This is a genomic window from Citrobacter sp. Cb080 (assembly GCF_030334745.1).
GTDB lineage: Bacteria > Pseudomonadota > Gammaproteobacteria > Enterobacterales > Enterobacteriaceae > Citrobacter > Citrobacter braakii.
Genome location: NZ_JAOWDG010000051.1, coordinates 1 through 15,102 on the forward strand (window position 1 = coordinate 1; position 15,102 = coordinate 15,102).

Sequence of the window (15,102 nt, forward strand, 5' to 3'; positions counted from 1 at the left end):
AGGGGTTTTAATAACTGGCCCAAAGCTGAAAGCTTTCCGGAACCCCCAGCCTAGCTGGGGGTTTTCTGTGCACAAAAAAAGGGCCAGCCTTTCGGCCAGCCCTTTTCTAACAGGATGTCGCTTGCGCGAATCTTAGTTAAGACGCTCTTTGATACGAGCAGACTTACCAGTGCGCTCACGCAGGTAGTACAGTTTAGCTTTACGAACAGCACCACGACGTTTAACAGCAATGCTGTCAACTACCGGAGAGTGAGTCTGGAAGACACGCTCAACGCCTTCGCCGTTGGAAATTTTACGAACAGTGAATGCAGAGTGCAGACCGCGGTTACGAATAGCGATAACCACGCCCTCGAATGCCTGCAGACGTTTTTTGGAACCTTCAACAACCCATACTTTCACTTCCACGGTATCACCCGGACGGAAGGAAGGTACGTCCTGCTTCATCTGCTCTTGTTCAAGTTGCTTAATAATGTTGCTCATAATTTAATCTCTTATCCTGGGTAAACTGATATTTGGGGGTCTCAGACCAGCCCATCATGTTTATGCTGCTGTTGTGCGTGTTCCGTTTTGAACTCCGCCAGCAACCTTGCTTGCTCTTCAGTCAGAGCCAGGTTTTCCAGAAGTTCAGGTCTTCTAAGCCAGGTCCGGCCCAGCGACTGTTTTAAACGCCAGCGACGTATCTCAGCGTGGTTCCCCGACAGTAACACTGCCGGTACTTCCATCTGTTCTAACACTTCAGGTCGGGTATAGTGCGGGCAATCCAGCAACCCATCAGCAAACGAATCTTCGATTGCCGAAGCTTCATGACCCAGAACTCCCGGAATAAACCGAGATACGGAGTCGATAAGCGTCATTGCCGGTAACTCACCACCGCTGAGAACGTAATCGCCGATTGACCATTCTTCGTCAATTTCGGTTTGAATCACGCGCTCATCTATTCCTTCATAGCGACCACACACCAGAATCAGCTTTTGATTCGTGGCCAGTTCGCTAACGCCCGCTTGATCAAGCTTGCGTCCCTGAGGTGACAGATAAATCACCTTTGCGCCTTCACCAGCCGCAGCTTTTGCTGCATGAATGGCGTCCCGTAAAGGTTGCACCATCATTAACATCCCCGGTCCGCCGCCGTAAGGACGATCGTCCACGGTACGGTGCCGGTCATGAGTAAAGTCACGAGGACTCCAGCTCTGGATGTTCAGCAGGCCATTTTTTACTGCCCGGCCAGTTACCCCGTAATCGGTAATTGCGCGGAACATTTCTGGAAACAGGCTAACGATACCTATAAACACAAGCCAATCCCCATAACGCCGACTTTTACCGTTTATCCGGTGGTTTAAAAACCAGGATCCCAATCTACTTCGATAGTACGAGTAGCGAGATCGACTTTCTTGATAACCTGCCCATCGAGGAACGGTACAAGACGTTCCTTGATACCAAACGCATCTTTCAGGTTTGCCTTAATGACAATGACGTCATTCGAACCGGTTTCCATCATATCGACGACTTTACCGAGATCGTAACCTTCAGTGGTCACTACCTGGCAGCCCATAAGGTCTTTCCAGTAGTAGGAACCATCTTCCAGCGCTGGCAACTGCGAGGAATCCACGACAATTTCGCAATTAGTCAGTAGATTCGCCGAATCACGATCGTCAACGCCTTTCAGCTTGATGATCAGATCCTGATTGTGGTGCTTCCAGCTTTCCAGCTGTACTTGCTGCCACTGACCCGCCTTCTGGATAAACCAGGGCTGATAGTCAAAAATGCTTTCGGCGTCTTCAGTGGAAGAAAACACTCTGAGCCAACCACGGATACCGTAAGAAGACCCCATTTTCCCCAAAACGATGGGTTCCACAGGAGCCTGCGCGGCGAGTTGCTTGCTCATCATGACCACCGTGACAGATTAAGCTGCTTTGTTTGCTGCTTTGATCAGCGTAGCTACGCGATCAGAAATAGTCGCGCCCTGGCCAACCCAGTGAGCGATGCGATCCAGATCCAGGCGAGTGCCTTCTTCTTTTTCGCTAGCGATTGGGTTAAAGAAGCCAACGCGCTCGATGAAGCGACCGTTGCGTGCATTACGGCTGTCGGTAACAACAACCTGGTAGAACGGACGCTTTTTAGCGCCGTGACGAGCTAAACGAATAGTAACCATAACATCCTCTTGTGTGAATAAAACACCCAGGCCCCATCGAGGAACGGAGCCCGGGTGTCATATTAAAAGCCCGAAAATTTTACTGATTTCTGGGAAAAAAGCAATCAACATGTGATGAGGCTTTATACCTGGGCATTACCGTTGCAGCCAGTTTGGCGTCGGTGTGCACGCAGAAAGCGGAACGTACATGCAGTACGTGAGCATTTCGAGCCCACCCCGACGTAAAAAAGGCAAATTAGGTAGCCCGATATATTTATCTACCAGGGAAGCCTGGCGGCATCATACCCTTCATGCCACGCATCATCTTCGCCATACCGCCTTTCTTCATTTTCTTCATCATGCGCTGCATGTCGTCGAACTGTTTCAGAAGGCGGTTTACGTCCTGTACCTGCATACCGCAGCCGGCAGCAATACGGCGTTTACGGGAACCTTTGATGATTTCCGGCTTAGCGCGTTCTTTCATCGTCATCGAGTTGATGATGGCTTCCATACGCACCAGCACTTTATCGTCCATCTGCGATTTCACGTTGTCTGGGATCTGCCCCATGCCCGGCAGCTTGCCCATCAGGCTTGCCATGCCGCCCATGTTTTTCATCTGGTTGAGCTGCTCAAGGAAATCGTTGAGATCGAAGCCGTCGCCTTTTTTCAGCTTGCTGGCTAATTTCTCTGCCTGCGCGCGGTCAACCTTGCTTTCGATATCTTCGATCAGCGACAGCACGTCACCCATGCCGAGAATACGCGAAGCAATACGATCCGGGTGGAACGGCTCCAGCGCTTCGGTTTTCTCGCCGACGCCGAGGAATTTAATCGGCTTGCCGGTGATATGACGAATAGAGAGCGCCGCACCACCACGAGCATCACCATCAACTTTGGTCAGCACGACACCGGTTAACGGCAGCGCTTCGTTGAAGGCTTTTGCGGTATTCGCGGCATCCTGACCGGTCATGGCGTCGACCACAAACAGCGTTTCAACCGGCTTGATAGAAGCATGGACCTGTTTGATTTCGTCCATCATCGCTTCATCAACGTGCAGGCGACCAGCGGTATCCACCAGCAGCACGTCGTAGAATTTGAGTTTGGCTTCTTTCAGCGCGGCGTTAACGATATCGACCGGCTTCTGGCCGACATCCGACGGGAAGAAGTCCACACCGACCTGCTCGGCCAGCGTTTCCAGCTGTTTTATCGCCGCCGGGCGATAAACGTCCGCGGAGACCACCAGCACTTTCTTCTTGTGCTTCTCACGCAGGAATTTCCCCAGCTTACCGACACTGGTCGTTTTACCCGCCCCCTGCAGACCAGCCATCAGCACAACGGCTGGCGGCTGTGCAGCCAGATTCAGGGTCTGGTTTTCTTCGCCCATTGCCGCAACCAGTTCGTTACGGACAATCTTGACGAACTCCTGACCCGGCGTCAGGCTTTTGTTAACTTCATGACCAACCGCTTTCTCTTTTACGCGATTGATAAACTCACGCACTACCGGCAGCGCTACGTCAGCCTCCAGCAGCGCCATGCGCACTTCGCGCAGCGTCTCTTTAACGTTGTCTTCAGTAAGGCGTCCACGGCCACTGATATTGCGCAGCGTGCGCGACAAACGATCGGTTAAATTATCAAACATTGTCTCTCGCCTGGGGTGGAAACGGTCGGTCGCGACAGCGACACATCAACAGAAATTTGTCGCAGTATAACATGAAGCCGCCTTTGTTGTTATGCAACGGTTGGAGCAGCGGTCACGTAACGCTATACTGCTTTTCTTTATCACTGGCCAACTGTCGACACCTATATGCCCGTTTTTGCTCTGCTCGCCCTTGTCGCCTACTCAGTCAGCCTCGCGCTGATTATTCCCGCTCTGCTGCAAAAAAACAGCGGCTGGCGGCGTATGGCTATTCTCTCTGCGGTCGTCGCGCTGGTAAGTCATGCTATCGCCCTGGAAGCGCGAATTCTGCCCGGCGGTGAAAGCGGACAAAACCTGAGTCTGTTGAACGTCGGCTCACTGGTTAGCCTGATGATCTGTACGGTAATGACTATCGTCGCTTCCCGCAATCGTGGCTGGCTATTGCTGCCCATTGTCTACGCCTTTGCGCTAATCAACCTGGCCTTCGCCACGTTTATGCCGAACGAGTTCATCACCCATCTCGAAGCTACACCGGGCATGATGATTCACATCGGGCTATCGCTATTCGCTTACGCCACGCTGATTATCGCCGCACTGTATGCGCTGCAACTGGCATGGATCGACTACCAGTTGAAAAACAAAAAACTGGCCTTCAGCAATGAGATGCCGCCGCTAATGAGTATTGAGCGGAAAATGTTTCATATCACCCAAATTGGCGTGGTTCTGCTGACGCTCACCCTGTGCACTGGCCTGTTTTACATGCATAACCTGTTCAGTACCGAGAACATTGATAAAGCCGTTCTCTCTATCGTGGCATGGTTTGTCTATATCGTTCTGTTGTGGGGGCATTACCATGAAGGCTGGCGCGGACGTCGCGTCGTATGGTTTAACGTCGCAGGCGCAGGCATTCTAACGCTGGCCTATTTCGGCAGTCGTATCCTGCAGCAGTTCGTGAGTTAAATCTTTAAGGAACCCTACGTGGAACACATCTCCACCACCACGCTCATTATCACGCTTCTCATCATGGTGGTCATTTCCGCCTATTTTTCCGGTTCTGAAACCGGAATGATGACCCTGAATCGCTATCGTCTACGTCATCGGGCCAAGCAGGGAAATCGTCAGGCAAAACGCGTTGAAAAGCTACTTCGTAAGCCGGACCGCCTGATAAGCCTGGTGCTCATCGGTAATAATCTGGTGAATATTCTGGCCTCCGCGCTCGGCACCATTGTCGGTATGCGCCTGTATGGCGATGCGGGTGTCGCTATTGCCACTGGGGTACTGACGTTTGTCGTGCTGGTTTTTGCCGAAGTACTGCCCAAAACTATTGCCGCGCTGTATCCAGAAAAAGTTGCCTATCCGAGCAGTGTACTGCTGGCTCCACTGCAGATTCTGATGATGCCGTTGGTGTGGCTACTCAACACCATCACGCGGCTACTTATGCGCATGATGGGCATCAAAACGGATATCGTGGTGAGCGGTTCGCTGAGTAAAGATGAACTGCGAACGCTGGTGAATGAATCGCGCTCGCAAATTTCACGCCGTAACCAGGATATGCTGCTGTCAGTGCTGGATCTGGAAAAAGTCAGCGTCGATGACATCATGATCCCGCGTAACGAAATCATCGGCATTGATATTAACGATGACTGGAAGTCAATCGTGCGTCAGCTTTCGCACTCTCCACACGGCCGTATTGTGCTGTACCGCGACTCGCTGGACGACGCCATCAGTATGCTGCGCGTACGTGAAGCCTGGCGATTGATGGCAGAGAAAAAAGAGTTCACCAAAGAGACCATGTTACGTGCCGCCGACGAAATTTATTACGTCCCGGAAGGTACGCCTCTCAGCACCCAGCTCATTAAGTTTCAGCGAAACAAGAAGAAAGTGGGTCTGGTTGTTAATGAATATGGCGATATTCAGGGGCTGGTCACGGTCGAAGATATTCTGGAAGAGATTGTCGGCGACTTCACCACTTCAATGTCACCCACGCTTGCCGAAGAGGTAACGCCGCAGAATGATGGCTCGGTGATCATTGACGGCAGCGCCAACGTTCGTGAAATCAATAAGGCGTTTAACTGGCACCTGCCGGAAGATGACGCACGTACCGTGAATGGTATTATTCTTGAAGCGCTGGAAGAGATCCCGGTTGCCGGCACGTGTGTGCGCATCGGACAGTACGATATCGATATTCTCGACGTGCAGGACAATATGATTAAACAGGTGCAGGTATTGCCGGTCAAACCGCTACGGGAAAGCGTGTCGGACCAGTGAGAGTAATTCAGGCCGGGTAGCGCGTGAGCATTACCCGGCCTGAAGGCTGATTAGCCTTTGGCTTTAGCCACAGAGACCATCGCGGCGCGGATGGTACGTCCGTTCAGGGTATAGCCTTTCTGCATTACCATCAGCACATTACCGGCAGCAACGTCGTCGGACTCTACCATTGCAATTGCCTGGTGCACGTTCGGGTCCATCGGCACATCGATATCCGCAACCACCTGTACACCAAACTTCGCCACGACATCCAGCATTGACTTACGGGTCAGCTCAATACCTTCAACCATCGCCGCCATAGCGTCATTATCTTTGTCCGCCACTTCCAGCGCGCGGTCCAGGCTATCCAGCACCGGCAGCAGTTCGTTGACGAATTTTTCCAGCGCAAACTTATGCGCTTTTTCTACGTCCAGTTCGGTACGACGACGCAGGTTTTCCATTTCCGCTTTGATACGCAACACGCTGTCGCGCTCGCGAGTTTCGGCCTCAGCAAGCTGAGCTTCCAGATTCGCAATTTTTTCATCGCGCGGATCCACCTGCTCAGCAGAAGCGTCTGATTCAACCGCCTCAACTTCTTCGTGCTGATCCATGATAATTTCTTCCGGGGCTTGCCCCTCAGGCGTTTTCTGTTCTTTACTACTCATGAATTTCTCCGCGTTTTTTTCGCATTCATCTCGCTAACTTGGCTTATTATGGGGATCAGATTCAGGGATTCAAGGGAAGTACTCACATTGTCACTAATCTTCGTTACAAGGACCTCGAGAAAATGAACAAACATTTCAAGTGTATTGGCATTGTGGGGCATCCACGTCACCCCACTGCACTGACCACACATGAAATGCTCTACCGTTGGCTGTGCACCAAAGGTTATGAGGTTATCGTTGAGCAACAAATCGCCCACGAACTGCAGCTGAAAAATGTGAAAACTGGTACGCTCGCAGAGATTGGCCAACAGGCAGACCTCGCCGTGGTTGTCGGCGGCGACGGCAATATGCTGGGCGCCGCACGCACCCTGGCACGTTATGACATCAAGGTTATTGGCATTAACCGCGGCAACCTCGGTTTTTTGACCGACCTTGACCCAGACAATGCCCAACAACAGTTAGCTGACGTGCTGGAAGGCCACTACATCAGTGAAAAGCGCTTTTTACTCGAAGCTCAGGTGTGTCAACAGGATTGCCAGAAGCGCATTAGCACTGCCATCAATGAAGTTGTGCTGCACCCCGGGAAAGTGGCGCACATGATTGAATTTGAAGTCTATATCGATGAAATTTTTGCCTTCTCCCAACGTTCAGATGGGCTGATTATCTCGACGCCGACCGGCTCTACCGCCTACTCGCTCTCTGCCGGAGGCCCAATTCTGACGCCTTCTCTGGATGCCATTACGCTGGTACCCATGTTTCCGCATACGCTTTCCGCGCGACCGCTGGTGATCAACAGTAGCAGCACCATTCGCCTGCGCTTTTCCCATCGCCGTAACGATCTGGAGATCAGCTGTGACAGCCAAATCGCCCTACCTATACAGGAAGGTGAAGACGTATTGATTCGCCGCTGTGATTATCATCTGAACCTGATACATCCAAAAGATTACAGCTATTTCAACACATTAAGCACTAAGCTTGGTTGGTCAAAAAAATTATTCTAATTTAACGCCAACCTCTTTACTGTATAAAAAACCAGTTTATACTGTATGAAATTACAGTTATGGTTTTTCATACAGGAAAACAGCTATGTTGGCACAACTGACCATCAGCAATTTTGCTATCGTTCGTGAACTTGAGATCGATTTCCAGAACGGAATGACCGTTATCACCGGTGAGACCGGTGCGGGTAAGTCCATTGCCATTGATGCTCTCGGTTTGTGTCTGGGCGGACGCGCAGACGCAGACATGGTGCGTGCAGGCGCCATGCGAGCCGACCTCTGCGCCCGTTTTGCCTTAAAAGATACCCCCGCAGCCCTGCGCTGGCTGGAAGAGAACCAGCTTGAGGAAGGCCGTGAGTGTTTGCTGCGTCGCGTTATCAGCAGCGATGGCCGCTCCCGTGGGTTTATTAACGGAACCGCCGTTCCGTTATCGCAGTTGCGCGAGCTGGGCCAGTTACTTATTCAAATCCATGGCCAGCATGCGCATCAGCTCCTGACAAAATCAGAACACCAAAAATCCCTGCTTGATGGTTACGCCAATGAAGCGTCTCTGACCCAGGAAATGGCTGCGCGCTACCAACTGTGGCACCAAAGTTGTCGTGACCTGGCGCATCATCAGCAACAAAGCCTGGAACGCGCAGCCCGGGCGGAATTGTTGCAATACCAGTTAAAGGAACTGAACGAATTCAATCCGCAGCCGGGTGAGTTTGAGCAAATTGATGAAGAGTACAAGCGCCTGGCTAACAGTGGGCAATTGCTCACCACCAGCCAACAGGCGCTGGCTATCCTGGCTGATGGTGAAGACATCAATCTGCAAAGCCAACTGTACACCGCAAAACACCTGGTCACTGAACTGGCAGGCATGGACGGCAAACTTTCAGGTATTCTGGATATGCTGGAAGAGGCCACCATCCAGCTCAGCGAAGCCAGCGACGAGCTGCGCCACTATTGCGATCGTCTGGATTTAGACCCTAACCGCTTGTTCGAACTCGAACAGCGTATCTCCAGGCAAATCTCGTTGGCGCGTAAACATCATGTTGCCCCTGAAGTGCTGCCACAGTTCTATCAGTCGTTGCTGGATGAACAACAGCAACTGGACGATCAGGCCGACTCGCTCGAAACCTTAACCCTGGCGGTGAACAATCACCACCAGCAGGCGCTGGAAACGGCAAAAATGCTGCACCAACAGCGTCAGCATTATGCGCAGGAACTGGGGCAACTTATTACAGAGAGCATGCATGCTCTCTCGATGCCGCACGGTGTCTTTTGCATTGATGTGAAATTTGAGGAGCATCATCTGAGCGCAGACGGTGCCGATCGCGTGGAGTTTAAAGTGACCACTAACCCAGGTCAGCCGTTACAGCCAATTGCGAAAGTCGCTTCCGGCGGGGAACTGTCACGTATTGCGCTGGCTATTCAGGTCATTACAGCACGTAAGATGGAAACGCCTGCGCTAATTTTCGATGAGGTGGATGTTGGTATCAGCGGCCCGACGGCTGCGGTAGTGGGTAAAATGTTGCGACAGTTGGGCGAGTCAACGCAGGTAATGTGTGTTACTCACCTGCCGCAGGTTGCGGGCTGTGGTCATCAACATTTCTATGTCAGCAAAGAAACAGATGGCGCGATGACGGAAACACACATGCAGCCGCTTGATAAACGCGCTCGCCTGCAGGAATTAGCCCGTCTACTTGGCGGTAGCGAAGTGACGCGCAATACCCTCGCAAATGCAAAAGAACTGCTGGCGGCATAAACTTTTTTACCTTGTGAAGGTCTGAGTTCAACATAAAATCGCCGACCGACCCGACAGCAAAAGGTTTTAAAGTGGTGAAAGGTCTATTATCATCGGCATATTACATATGAGCCGCGTACTGCTCGGGCCCGAAAAGGAATCAAATCACTATGCGCTGTAAAACGCTGACTGCTGCTGCAGCAGTACTACTGATGTTGACTGCAGGCTGTTCCACTCTGGAGCGAGTGGTTTACCGCCCTGACATCAACCAGGGAAATTATCTGACACCTACCGATGTCGCTAAAGTGCGCACGGGTATGACGCAACAGCAGGTTGCTTATGCTCTGGGTACACCAATGATGTCCGATCCTTTTGGCACTAACACCTGGTTTTATGTGTTCCGTCAGCAACCTGGACATGAAGGCGTAACCCAGCAAACGCTGACGCTGACCTTTAACAGCAGCGGCGTATTGACCAACATTGATAACAAACCCGCTTTGACCGATAACAAGTAGGTTTGAGAGATCAAAAAAAGGTGCTCAATGAGCACCTTTTTTATTGTCTGTTACTTTTTAGCGGATTTCTCTGCTCGCTGTCTGCGCAGCTCTTTTGGGTCAGCAATCAGTGGCCGGTAAATTTCCACCCGATCGCCGTCATGTAGAACATCAGCAAGCTTTACCGGACGGCTGTAGATACCCACTTTATTTTTACTGAGATCGATATCGGTACGTAATTCCAGCAGCCCGGAAGCGCGGATAGCCTCTTCCACCGTTGCGCCCTGCTGCAGCGTTACGCGCTGTAAATACTGTTTCTCGGGTAGCGCGTACGCCACTTCAACGACAATTTTAGCCGACGCTGACACTGTAAACCTCTTTCGCGCGAACCGTGAAGGCCTGCACCATATTTGAAGCCAGTTCTTTAAAGATACGGCCAAACGCCAGCTCGATTAACTTATTGGTGAACTCAAAATCGAGGTGAAATTCAATACGACACGCTTCATGACTCAGTGGCGTAAACTTCCAGCCGCCAATCAGCTTCTTGAACGGCCCATCGACCAGATGCATCAGAATGCTCTGATTACTGGTCAGTTGATTGCGCGTGGTGAACGTTTTACTGATCCCTGCTTTCGAGACATCCACAGCGGCCGTCATTTGTCCCGGAGTCGACTCCAGTACGCGGCTACCGGTGCAACCCGGCAAAAACTGAGGATAGGACTTAACGTCATTCACTAGCTGATACATCTGTTCCGCACTGTAGGGTACTAAAGCGGTCCGGCTAATCTGAGGCATAACAATTCCCATCAATATCAATCACACAAATAATACCATTTATCACCCGCTAAAAAAAACGCTATAGCCTAACTCGTGCTAAGATAGCGCCTTGCGCCCCGCTGGATGAAATGGGGTGTTTTTCGATTCCAGATTACCTATACTGAGCGGCATTATGACGAAGAAAAAAGCACACAAACCTGGCTCAGCCACAATCGCGCTAAACAAGCGCGCACGACACGAATACTTTATTGAAGAAGAGTTCGAAGCAGGACTCGCCCTGCAAGGTTGGGAAGTCAAATCCCTGCGCGCGGGTAAAGCCAACATCGGCGACAGCTATGTCATACTCAAAGACGGCGAAGCGTTCCTGTTTGGCGCCAACTTCACGCCAATGGCGGTGGCCTCAACACACGTGGTATGCGACCCCACTCGGACCCGTAAACTGTTGTTAAACCAGCGTGAACTCGACTCCCTGTATGGTCGTATGAATCGTGATGGTTATACCGTCGTTGCGCTTTCGTTGTACTGGAAGAATGCCTGGTGCAAAGTGAAAATTGGCGTTGCGAAAGGTAAGAAACAGCACGACAAGCGCTCTGATGTGAAAGAACGCGAATGGCAGTTAGATAAAGCGCGTATCATGAAAAATGCTGGCCGCTAAATGCTACTCCCCTGTGACCAGTCTCTCCTCCTGAGACTGGTTCTTATTTTTTAGTTATCGAAACCCACACAATACATTCACCGAGTTTATAGTTTATTTATGCTGAATCGTTCAGATATGAAATAAACCCCCTGCCATTACCGTTGCGGTCTATAGTCCAATAATATAAAAGTTCAAGACCATAGCATTCATATTTCCATTTATTTAATAACACTATTATTACTATTGTTTATTATATTGACATTCATTTCAATAAAAACAAAATCATTTAAATACAATTAGTTGCCATGAAAACAACCGTTAAAAGCAAACTGGAAAGTATCCTTTTCAAATGACTAATTACTTTTTTAATATGGATAAGTTGCAGAATACTTTCTTTCTGACTATATCATCTAATACGAAAGAACTATTCAGCCGAAAGGACCCAGACGTATTTAATCAATAAACTAACATCTATGTGACCTAATCAATGAAATTACATGTGTAAATTCATCTTTATGATGAACGGAGCCCCTGTCTGCTCATTTTCCCAGCGCGCTGTTGCGGATTAATACTCCCGGCATGCCATCAGGAGTGAACATATGCGTCTACTCGCCGTTGTATCAAAATTAACTGGCGTTTCCACAAATGTTGAAGCCTCTGAAGTTACGCTCAGTTCACCTTCTATCGTGAAACTGTCTGTGTCGCGTGAGGAGGTGAGTCAACTCACGCGCGTTAATCAGGATCTGGTTGTCACACTCCGCTCAGGTGAAACCATCACCATTAAAAATTTCTACCTCGGAAAAGGCGAAGCGCAAAACCAACTTGTTCTGGAGGACAGTAATGGCGCACTGTGGTGGGTTCAGGATACTGACGGAGCATTCCATTTCCAGCACCTGGACGATCTCACACCGCTGATGACGGCCGAAGGCAGTCATGAAGGCGGCGCCGTCTGGCCGTGGGTTCTTGGCGGGATCGCTGTCGCTGGCGGGATTGGCCTCGCTGCGGGTGGCGGCGGCGGCGGCGGTGGGAGCGATAATAACGCTGGAAACGGTAATGCCGGGAACGGCAATGGTAGCGGCGGCAATGGCAACGGTGGCAACGGCGAAGGTAACGGTAACGGTAATGGCGACGGTGATGGCGACGGTGACGGTGATGGCGGCACACCGCCAACGACAACCCCTAACAGGCCTGACGTACCCGTTATCACCAGCATAATCGATAACCAGGACCTGATTACTGGCCCTGTCAATCAGCAGGAATCCACCAACGATAATACGCCGACACTCCAGGGCACCGGCCCCGCGAATGCCACATTACATATTTTTGATAACGGCGTCGAAATAGGCCAGGTGACAATCGATGCCAACGGCAACTGGTCGTTTACGCCATCCTCTCCTCTGGCAGACGGCACGCACCAGTTTACCGTCAGCGCTTCAGACGGTACGGGCAGCAGTGGCATGTCGGACAGTTGGGAAATTATTGTCGATTCGCTTGCCCCCGACGCCCCCGTGGTCACTCAGGAAACCGACAATGTCGGTTCCATTACCGGCTTTATCGCCAATAACGGCGTAACCGACGATGCTACGCCGACGCTCACTGGTACAGGCGAAGTAGGTAGTTTCATCAGCATTTCTGATAACGGCATTCTGATCGGCATGGTCCGGGTGGATGACAATGGGAACTGGACATTTACACCAGACATTCCGCTCAGCGATGGTGTTCACAATCTGACGCTGACGCAAACTGACGCCGCGGGTAACGTGAGCGCGGAAACGCGCGTGCCGACATTCACCGTTGATACCACCCCGCCTGCAGCCGCAGTCATTTCCTCCGTTAATCCAGAAGGTACCGAGGTAACTGGTCGCGCTGAGGCGGGAAGCCTGGTCATTATCATCGGCAGTAATAATCAGGTTTTGGGTTCAACTACGGTCGGTCAAACCGGCAATTTCGTCATCGCGATTTCGCCCTCACAGACGCACGGTGAAGCGCTGATCGCGAAAATTCAGGACCAGGCAGGCAACATCGGGCCAGATACCTCTTTCAATGCCACCAACTCTGGCTACCCGGGCGTGCCTGTTATCGTCAGCATAATGGATGATTTTGCCCCCTCAACCGGACCATTGAGCAATAATCAGGCCACCAACGATAATACCCCCACGCTCTCTGGCACTGCCGACGCCAACAGCACGGTGACTATTTACGACAACGGCACAATTATCGACAGCGTACTGGCTGACGGTAACGGTAACTGGACATGGACTTCCAGCTCCCCGTTATCAGATGAGCTACACGCCTTCACCGCCACCGCGACAAACCAGTCAGGTACAGGAGGTATGTCACCAGCGTTCAATATCAACATCGACACCCAGCCACCGTCGCCACCTGATGATCTCAACGTATCTGCGGATGGGACTGTCGTCACCGGAACGACCGATCCAGGCAATACCGTGGTTATCACCGGCAGTGGCGGAACTCAGATCGGCAGCGGCGTCGCCGGAACGGACGGCTCATTTACCATCACCATTAACCCACCACAGACCAATGGCGAAACCATTGAAGCCATCGCAACCGATCCGGCAGGAAACCCAAGCCTGCCTGAAACAGCGCTTGCACCAGACATTACCGCGCCACAGCCCCCAACAAACCTGCTAGTTAATGGCACTGGCGACCAGGTCACCGGCAAGGCCGAACCCAACAGTACGGTCAATATTCTGGATCCAGATGGCAATATCATTGGTACGGCAACTGCCGATACGGATGGGGATTTCACCGCAACGCTGGTTCCGCCGCAAACCAACGGCGAGACCCTTACGGCAAATGCGACCGACACCGCAGGCAACAAGGGCAACGACGCCTCTGTCAACGCACCGGACACCACGGCACCTGATGCGCCAACCGGCGTCACCGTCGCCGGAGACGGCGGTTCTGTAAGCGGACATGCTGAAGCGGGAAGCACCGTCACCGTTAAAGACAGCAACGGTAACCCGATTGGCATAGGCTAGGCTGACAGCGGCGGCAATTTCACCGTGTCTATAGCGCCGTCGCAAAAGAACGGCGAAACGGTAAAAGTCACCGCAACGGACAGCAGCAATAACGAGAGTCAGCCTACCTCCGCGTTGGCTCCGGATATCACTGCACCAAACCAGCCAGTTATTATTGCCGTTACTGATGATGTTGACGATTTCACTGCCCCCATCAATAACAATGGGTTAACCAACGACGATAAACCGAAAATTGAAGGCATCGCCGAAGCAGGTTCGCGGGTCAAAATTTATGATAATGGCACCCTGCTTGCGACCGTTACCGCTGATAACAACGGTAACTGGAACTATACGCCCACCGCAGCACTAAGCCAGGGCGCGCACGTATTTACGGTGACGGCAACAGACGCTGCCAACAACACCAGCAGCGCGGCCAGTTGGAAAATTATTGTCGATAGCATCGCCCCAACCGTTCCAGTAATAACGTTGGTTAACGATGATGTTGGCAGCATTACGGGCAACGTTGCAAATAACGGTTGGGTCACCAACGATAACACGCCAACCCTCTCGGGTACCGGTGAACCAGGTTCACTGGTGAGCCTGTACGATGGCAGTCTGTTGATGACGGTTATTCTTGTCGACAGTTCAGGCACCTGGAGCTATACCGTTCCGGGAAATCAGGTGCTCAGCGATCGCACTCATCAGTTTACGGTATCGGCAACCGATGCCGCCGGTAATGTCATCACCTCACCCACAGTGGTCAGCGTTACCGTAGATACTCAACCGCCAGGCGATCCTGTCATTTTGGCTGCC

At 51.5% G+C, this 15,102-nt stretch carries 14 protein-coding genes and 2 pseudogenes; 8 read left to right on the top strand and 8 right to left on the bottom strand.

All coding sequences use genetic code 11. From position 1 onward, the window contains the following. Positions 1–132: 132 nt before the first annotated feature. The 5 genes from rplS to ffh form a co-directional block, all read right to left on the bottom strand. Positions 133–480 carry a 50S ribosomal protein L19 gene (gene rplS / locus OGV38_RS09090; RefSeq protein ID WP_002914145.1) on the bottom strand — a complete coding sequence of 116 codons (348 nt, stop codon included), beginning with the start codon at positions 478–480 and terminating at the stop codon, positions 133–135. A 41-nt stretch (positions 481–521) separates the two neighbouring features. Next, positions 522–1,289 carry a tRNA (guanosine(37)-N1)-methyltransferase TrmD gene (gene trmD, locus OGV38_RS09095; RefSeq protein WP_016157187.1) on the bottom strand — a complete coding sequence of 256 codons (768 nt, stop codon included), beginning with the start codon at positions 1,287–1,289 and terminating at the stop codon, positions 522–524. Positions 1,290–1,333: 44 nt separating this feature from the next. After that, on the bottom strand, positions 1,334–1,882 hold the full coding sequence (rimM, locus tag OGV38_RS09100) for a ribosome maturation factor RimM (RefSeq protein ID WP_003031230.1): 549 nt from the start codon (positions 1,880–1,882) through the stop codon (positions 1,334–1,336). 18 nt (positions 1,883–1,900) lie between these two features. Then, positions 1,901–2,149 (bottom strand): 30S ribosomal protein S16, encoded by a 249-nt coding sequence (gene rpsP / locus OGV38_RS09105; RefSeq protein ID WP_003031228.1) that lies wholly within the window; start codon positions 2,147–2,149, stop codon positions 1,901–1,903. 253 nt (positions 2,150–2,402) lie between these two features. After that, positions 2,403–3,764, bottom strand: coding sequence for a signal recognition particle protein (gene ffh / locus OGV38_RS09110; protein ID WP_003031226.1), 1,362 nt, complete (start codon positions 3,762–3,764; stop codon positions 2,403–2,405). Positions 3,765–3,929: 165 nt separating this feature from the next. Here ffh and OGV38_RS09115 point away from each other — a divergent pair, with 165 nt between their 5' ends. Together OGV38_RS09115 and OGV38_RS09120 are read left to right on the top strand one after the other, a co-directional pair. Then, complete coding sequence (locus tag OGV38_RS09115; protein ID WP_003031224.1) at positions 3,930–4,721, top strand: cytochrome C assembly family protein; 792 nt, start codon at positions 3,930–3,932, stop codon at positions 4,719–4,721. An 18-nt stretch (positions 4,722–4,739) separates the two neighbouring features. Next, complete coding sequence (locus OGV38_RS09120) at positions 4,740–6,029, top strand: HlyC/CorC family transporter (protein WP_053089133.1); 1,290 nt, start codon at positions 4,740–4,742, stop codon at positions 6,027–6,029. Between the two features lie 50 nt (positions 6,030–6,079). Here OGV38_RS09120 and grpE read toward each other — a convergent pair whose 3' ends face one another. Continuing rightward, positions 6,080–6,673 (bottom strand): nucleotide exchange factor GrpE, encoded by a 594-nt coding sequence (gene grpE / locus OGV38_RS09125; protein WP_003031221.1) that lies wholly within the window; start codon positions 6,671–6,673, stop codon positions 6,080–6,082. Positions 6,674–6,795: 122 nt separating this feature from the next. Here grpE and nadK point away from each other — a divergent pair, with 122 nt between their 5' ends. The 3 genes from nadK to bamE all read left to right on the top strand — a co-directional run bounded on the left by nadK (position 6,796) and on the right by bamE (position 9,915). Next, the gene (nadK, locus tag OGV38_RS09130) at positions 6,796–7,674 is read left to right on the top strand and encodes an NAD(+) kinase (protein ID WP_016154073.1); all 879 of its coding nucleotides are present in this window, start codon (positions 6,796–6,798) and stop codon (positions 7,672–7,674) included. Positions 7,675–7,759: 85 nt separating this feature from the next. Beyond that, positions 7,760–9,421 carry a DNA repair protein RecN gene (gene recN / locus OGV38_RS09135; RefSeq protein WP_016157188.1) on the top strand — a complete coding sequence of 554 codons (1,662 nt, stop codon included), beginning with the start codon at positions 7,760–7,762 and terminating at the stop codon, positions 9,419–9,421. Positions 9,422–9,570: 149 nt separating this feature from the next. After that, positions 9,571–9,915 carry an outer membrane protein assembly factor BamE gene (gene bamE, locus OGV38_RS09140; RefSeq protein ID WP_003826401.1) on the top strand — a complete coding sequence of 115 codons (345 nt, stop codon included), beginning with the start codon at positions 9,571–9,573 and terminating at the stop codon, positions 9,913–9,915. Between the two features lie 50 nt (positions 9,916–9,965). Here bamE and OGV38_RS09145 read toward each other — a convergent pair whose 3' ends face one another. Continuing rightward, positions 9,966–10,262: an RnfH family protein gene (locus tag OGV38_RS09145; protein WP_003839823.1), complete on the bottom strand. Its 297-nt coding sequence runs from the start codon at positions 10,260–10,262 to the stop codon at positions 9,966–9,968. Then, positions 10,246–10,689 carry a type II toxin-antitoxin system toxin RatA gene (ratA, locus tag OGV38_RS09150; protein WP_003031213.1) on the bottom strand — a complete coding sequence of 148 codons (444 nt, stop codon included), beginning with the start codon at positions 10,687–10,689 and terminating at the stop codon, positions 10,246–10,248. Before ratA ends, OGV38_RS09145 begins: the two co-directional genes overlap by 17 nt. Positions 10,690–10,843: 154 nt before the next feature. Here ratA and smpB point away from each other — a divergent pair, with 154 nt between their 5' ends. The 3 genes and pseudogenes from smpB to OGV38_RS25085 all read left to right on the top strand — a co-directional run. Then, positions 10,844–11,326: an SsrA-binding protein SmpB gene (smpB, locus tag OGV38_RS09155; RefSeq protein ID WP_003031211.1), complete on the top strand. Its 483-nt coding sequence runs from the start codon at positions 10,844–10,846 to the stop codon at positions 11,324–11,326. A 581-nt stretch (positions 11,327–11,907) separates the two neighbouring features. Next, a pseudogene (locus OGV38_RS25080) lies at positions 11,908–13,050 on the top strand (BapA/Bap/LapF family prefix-like domain-containing protein); the annotation flags it as partial. A 36-nt stretch (positions 13,051–13,086) separates the two neighbouring features. After that, positions 13,087–15,009 (top strand): annotated as a pseudogene (locus tag OGV38_RS25085) (Ig-like domain-containing protein); the annotation flags it as partial. Between the last annotated feature and the right edge of the window lie 93 nt (positions 15,010–15,102).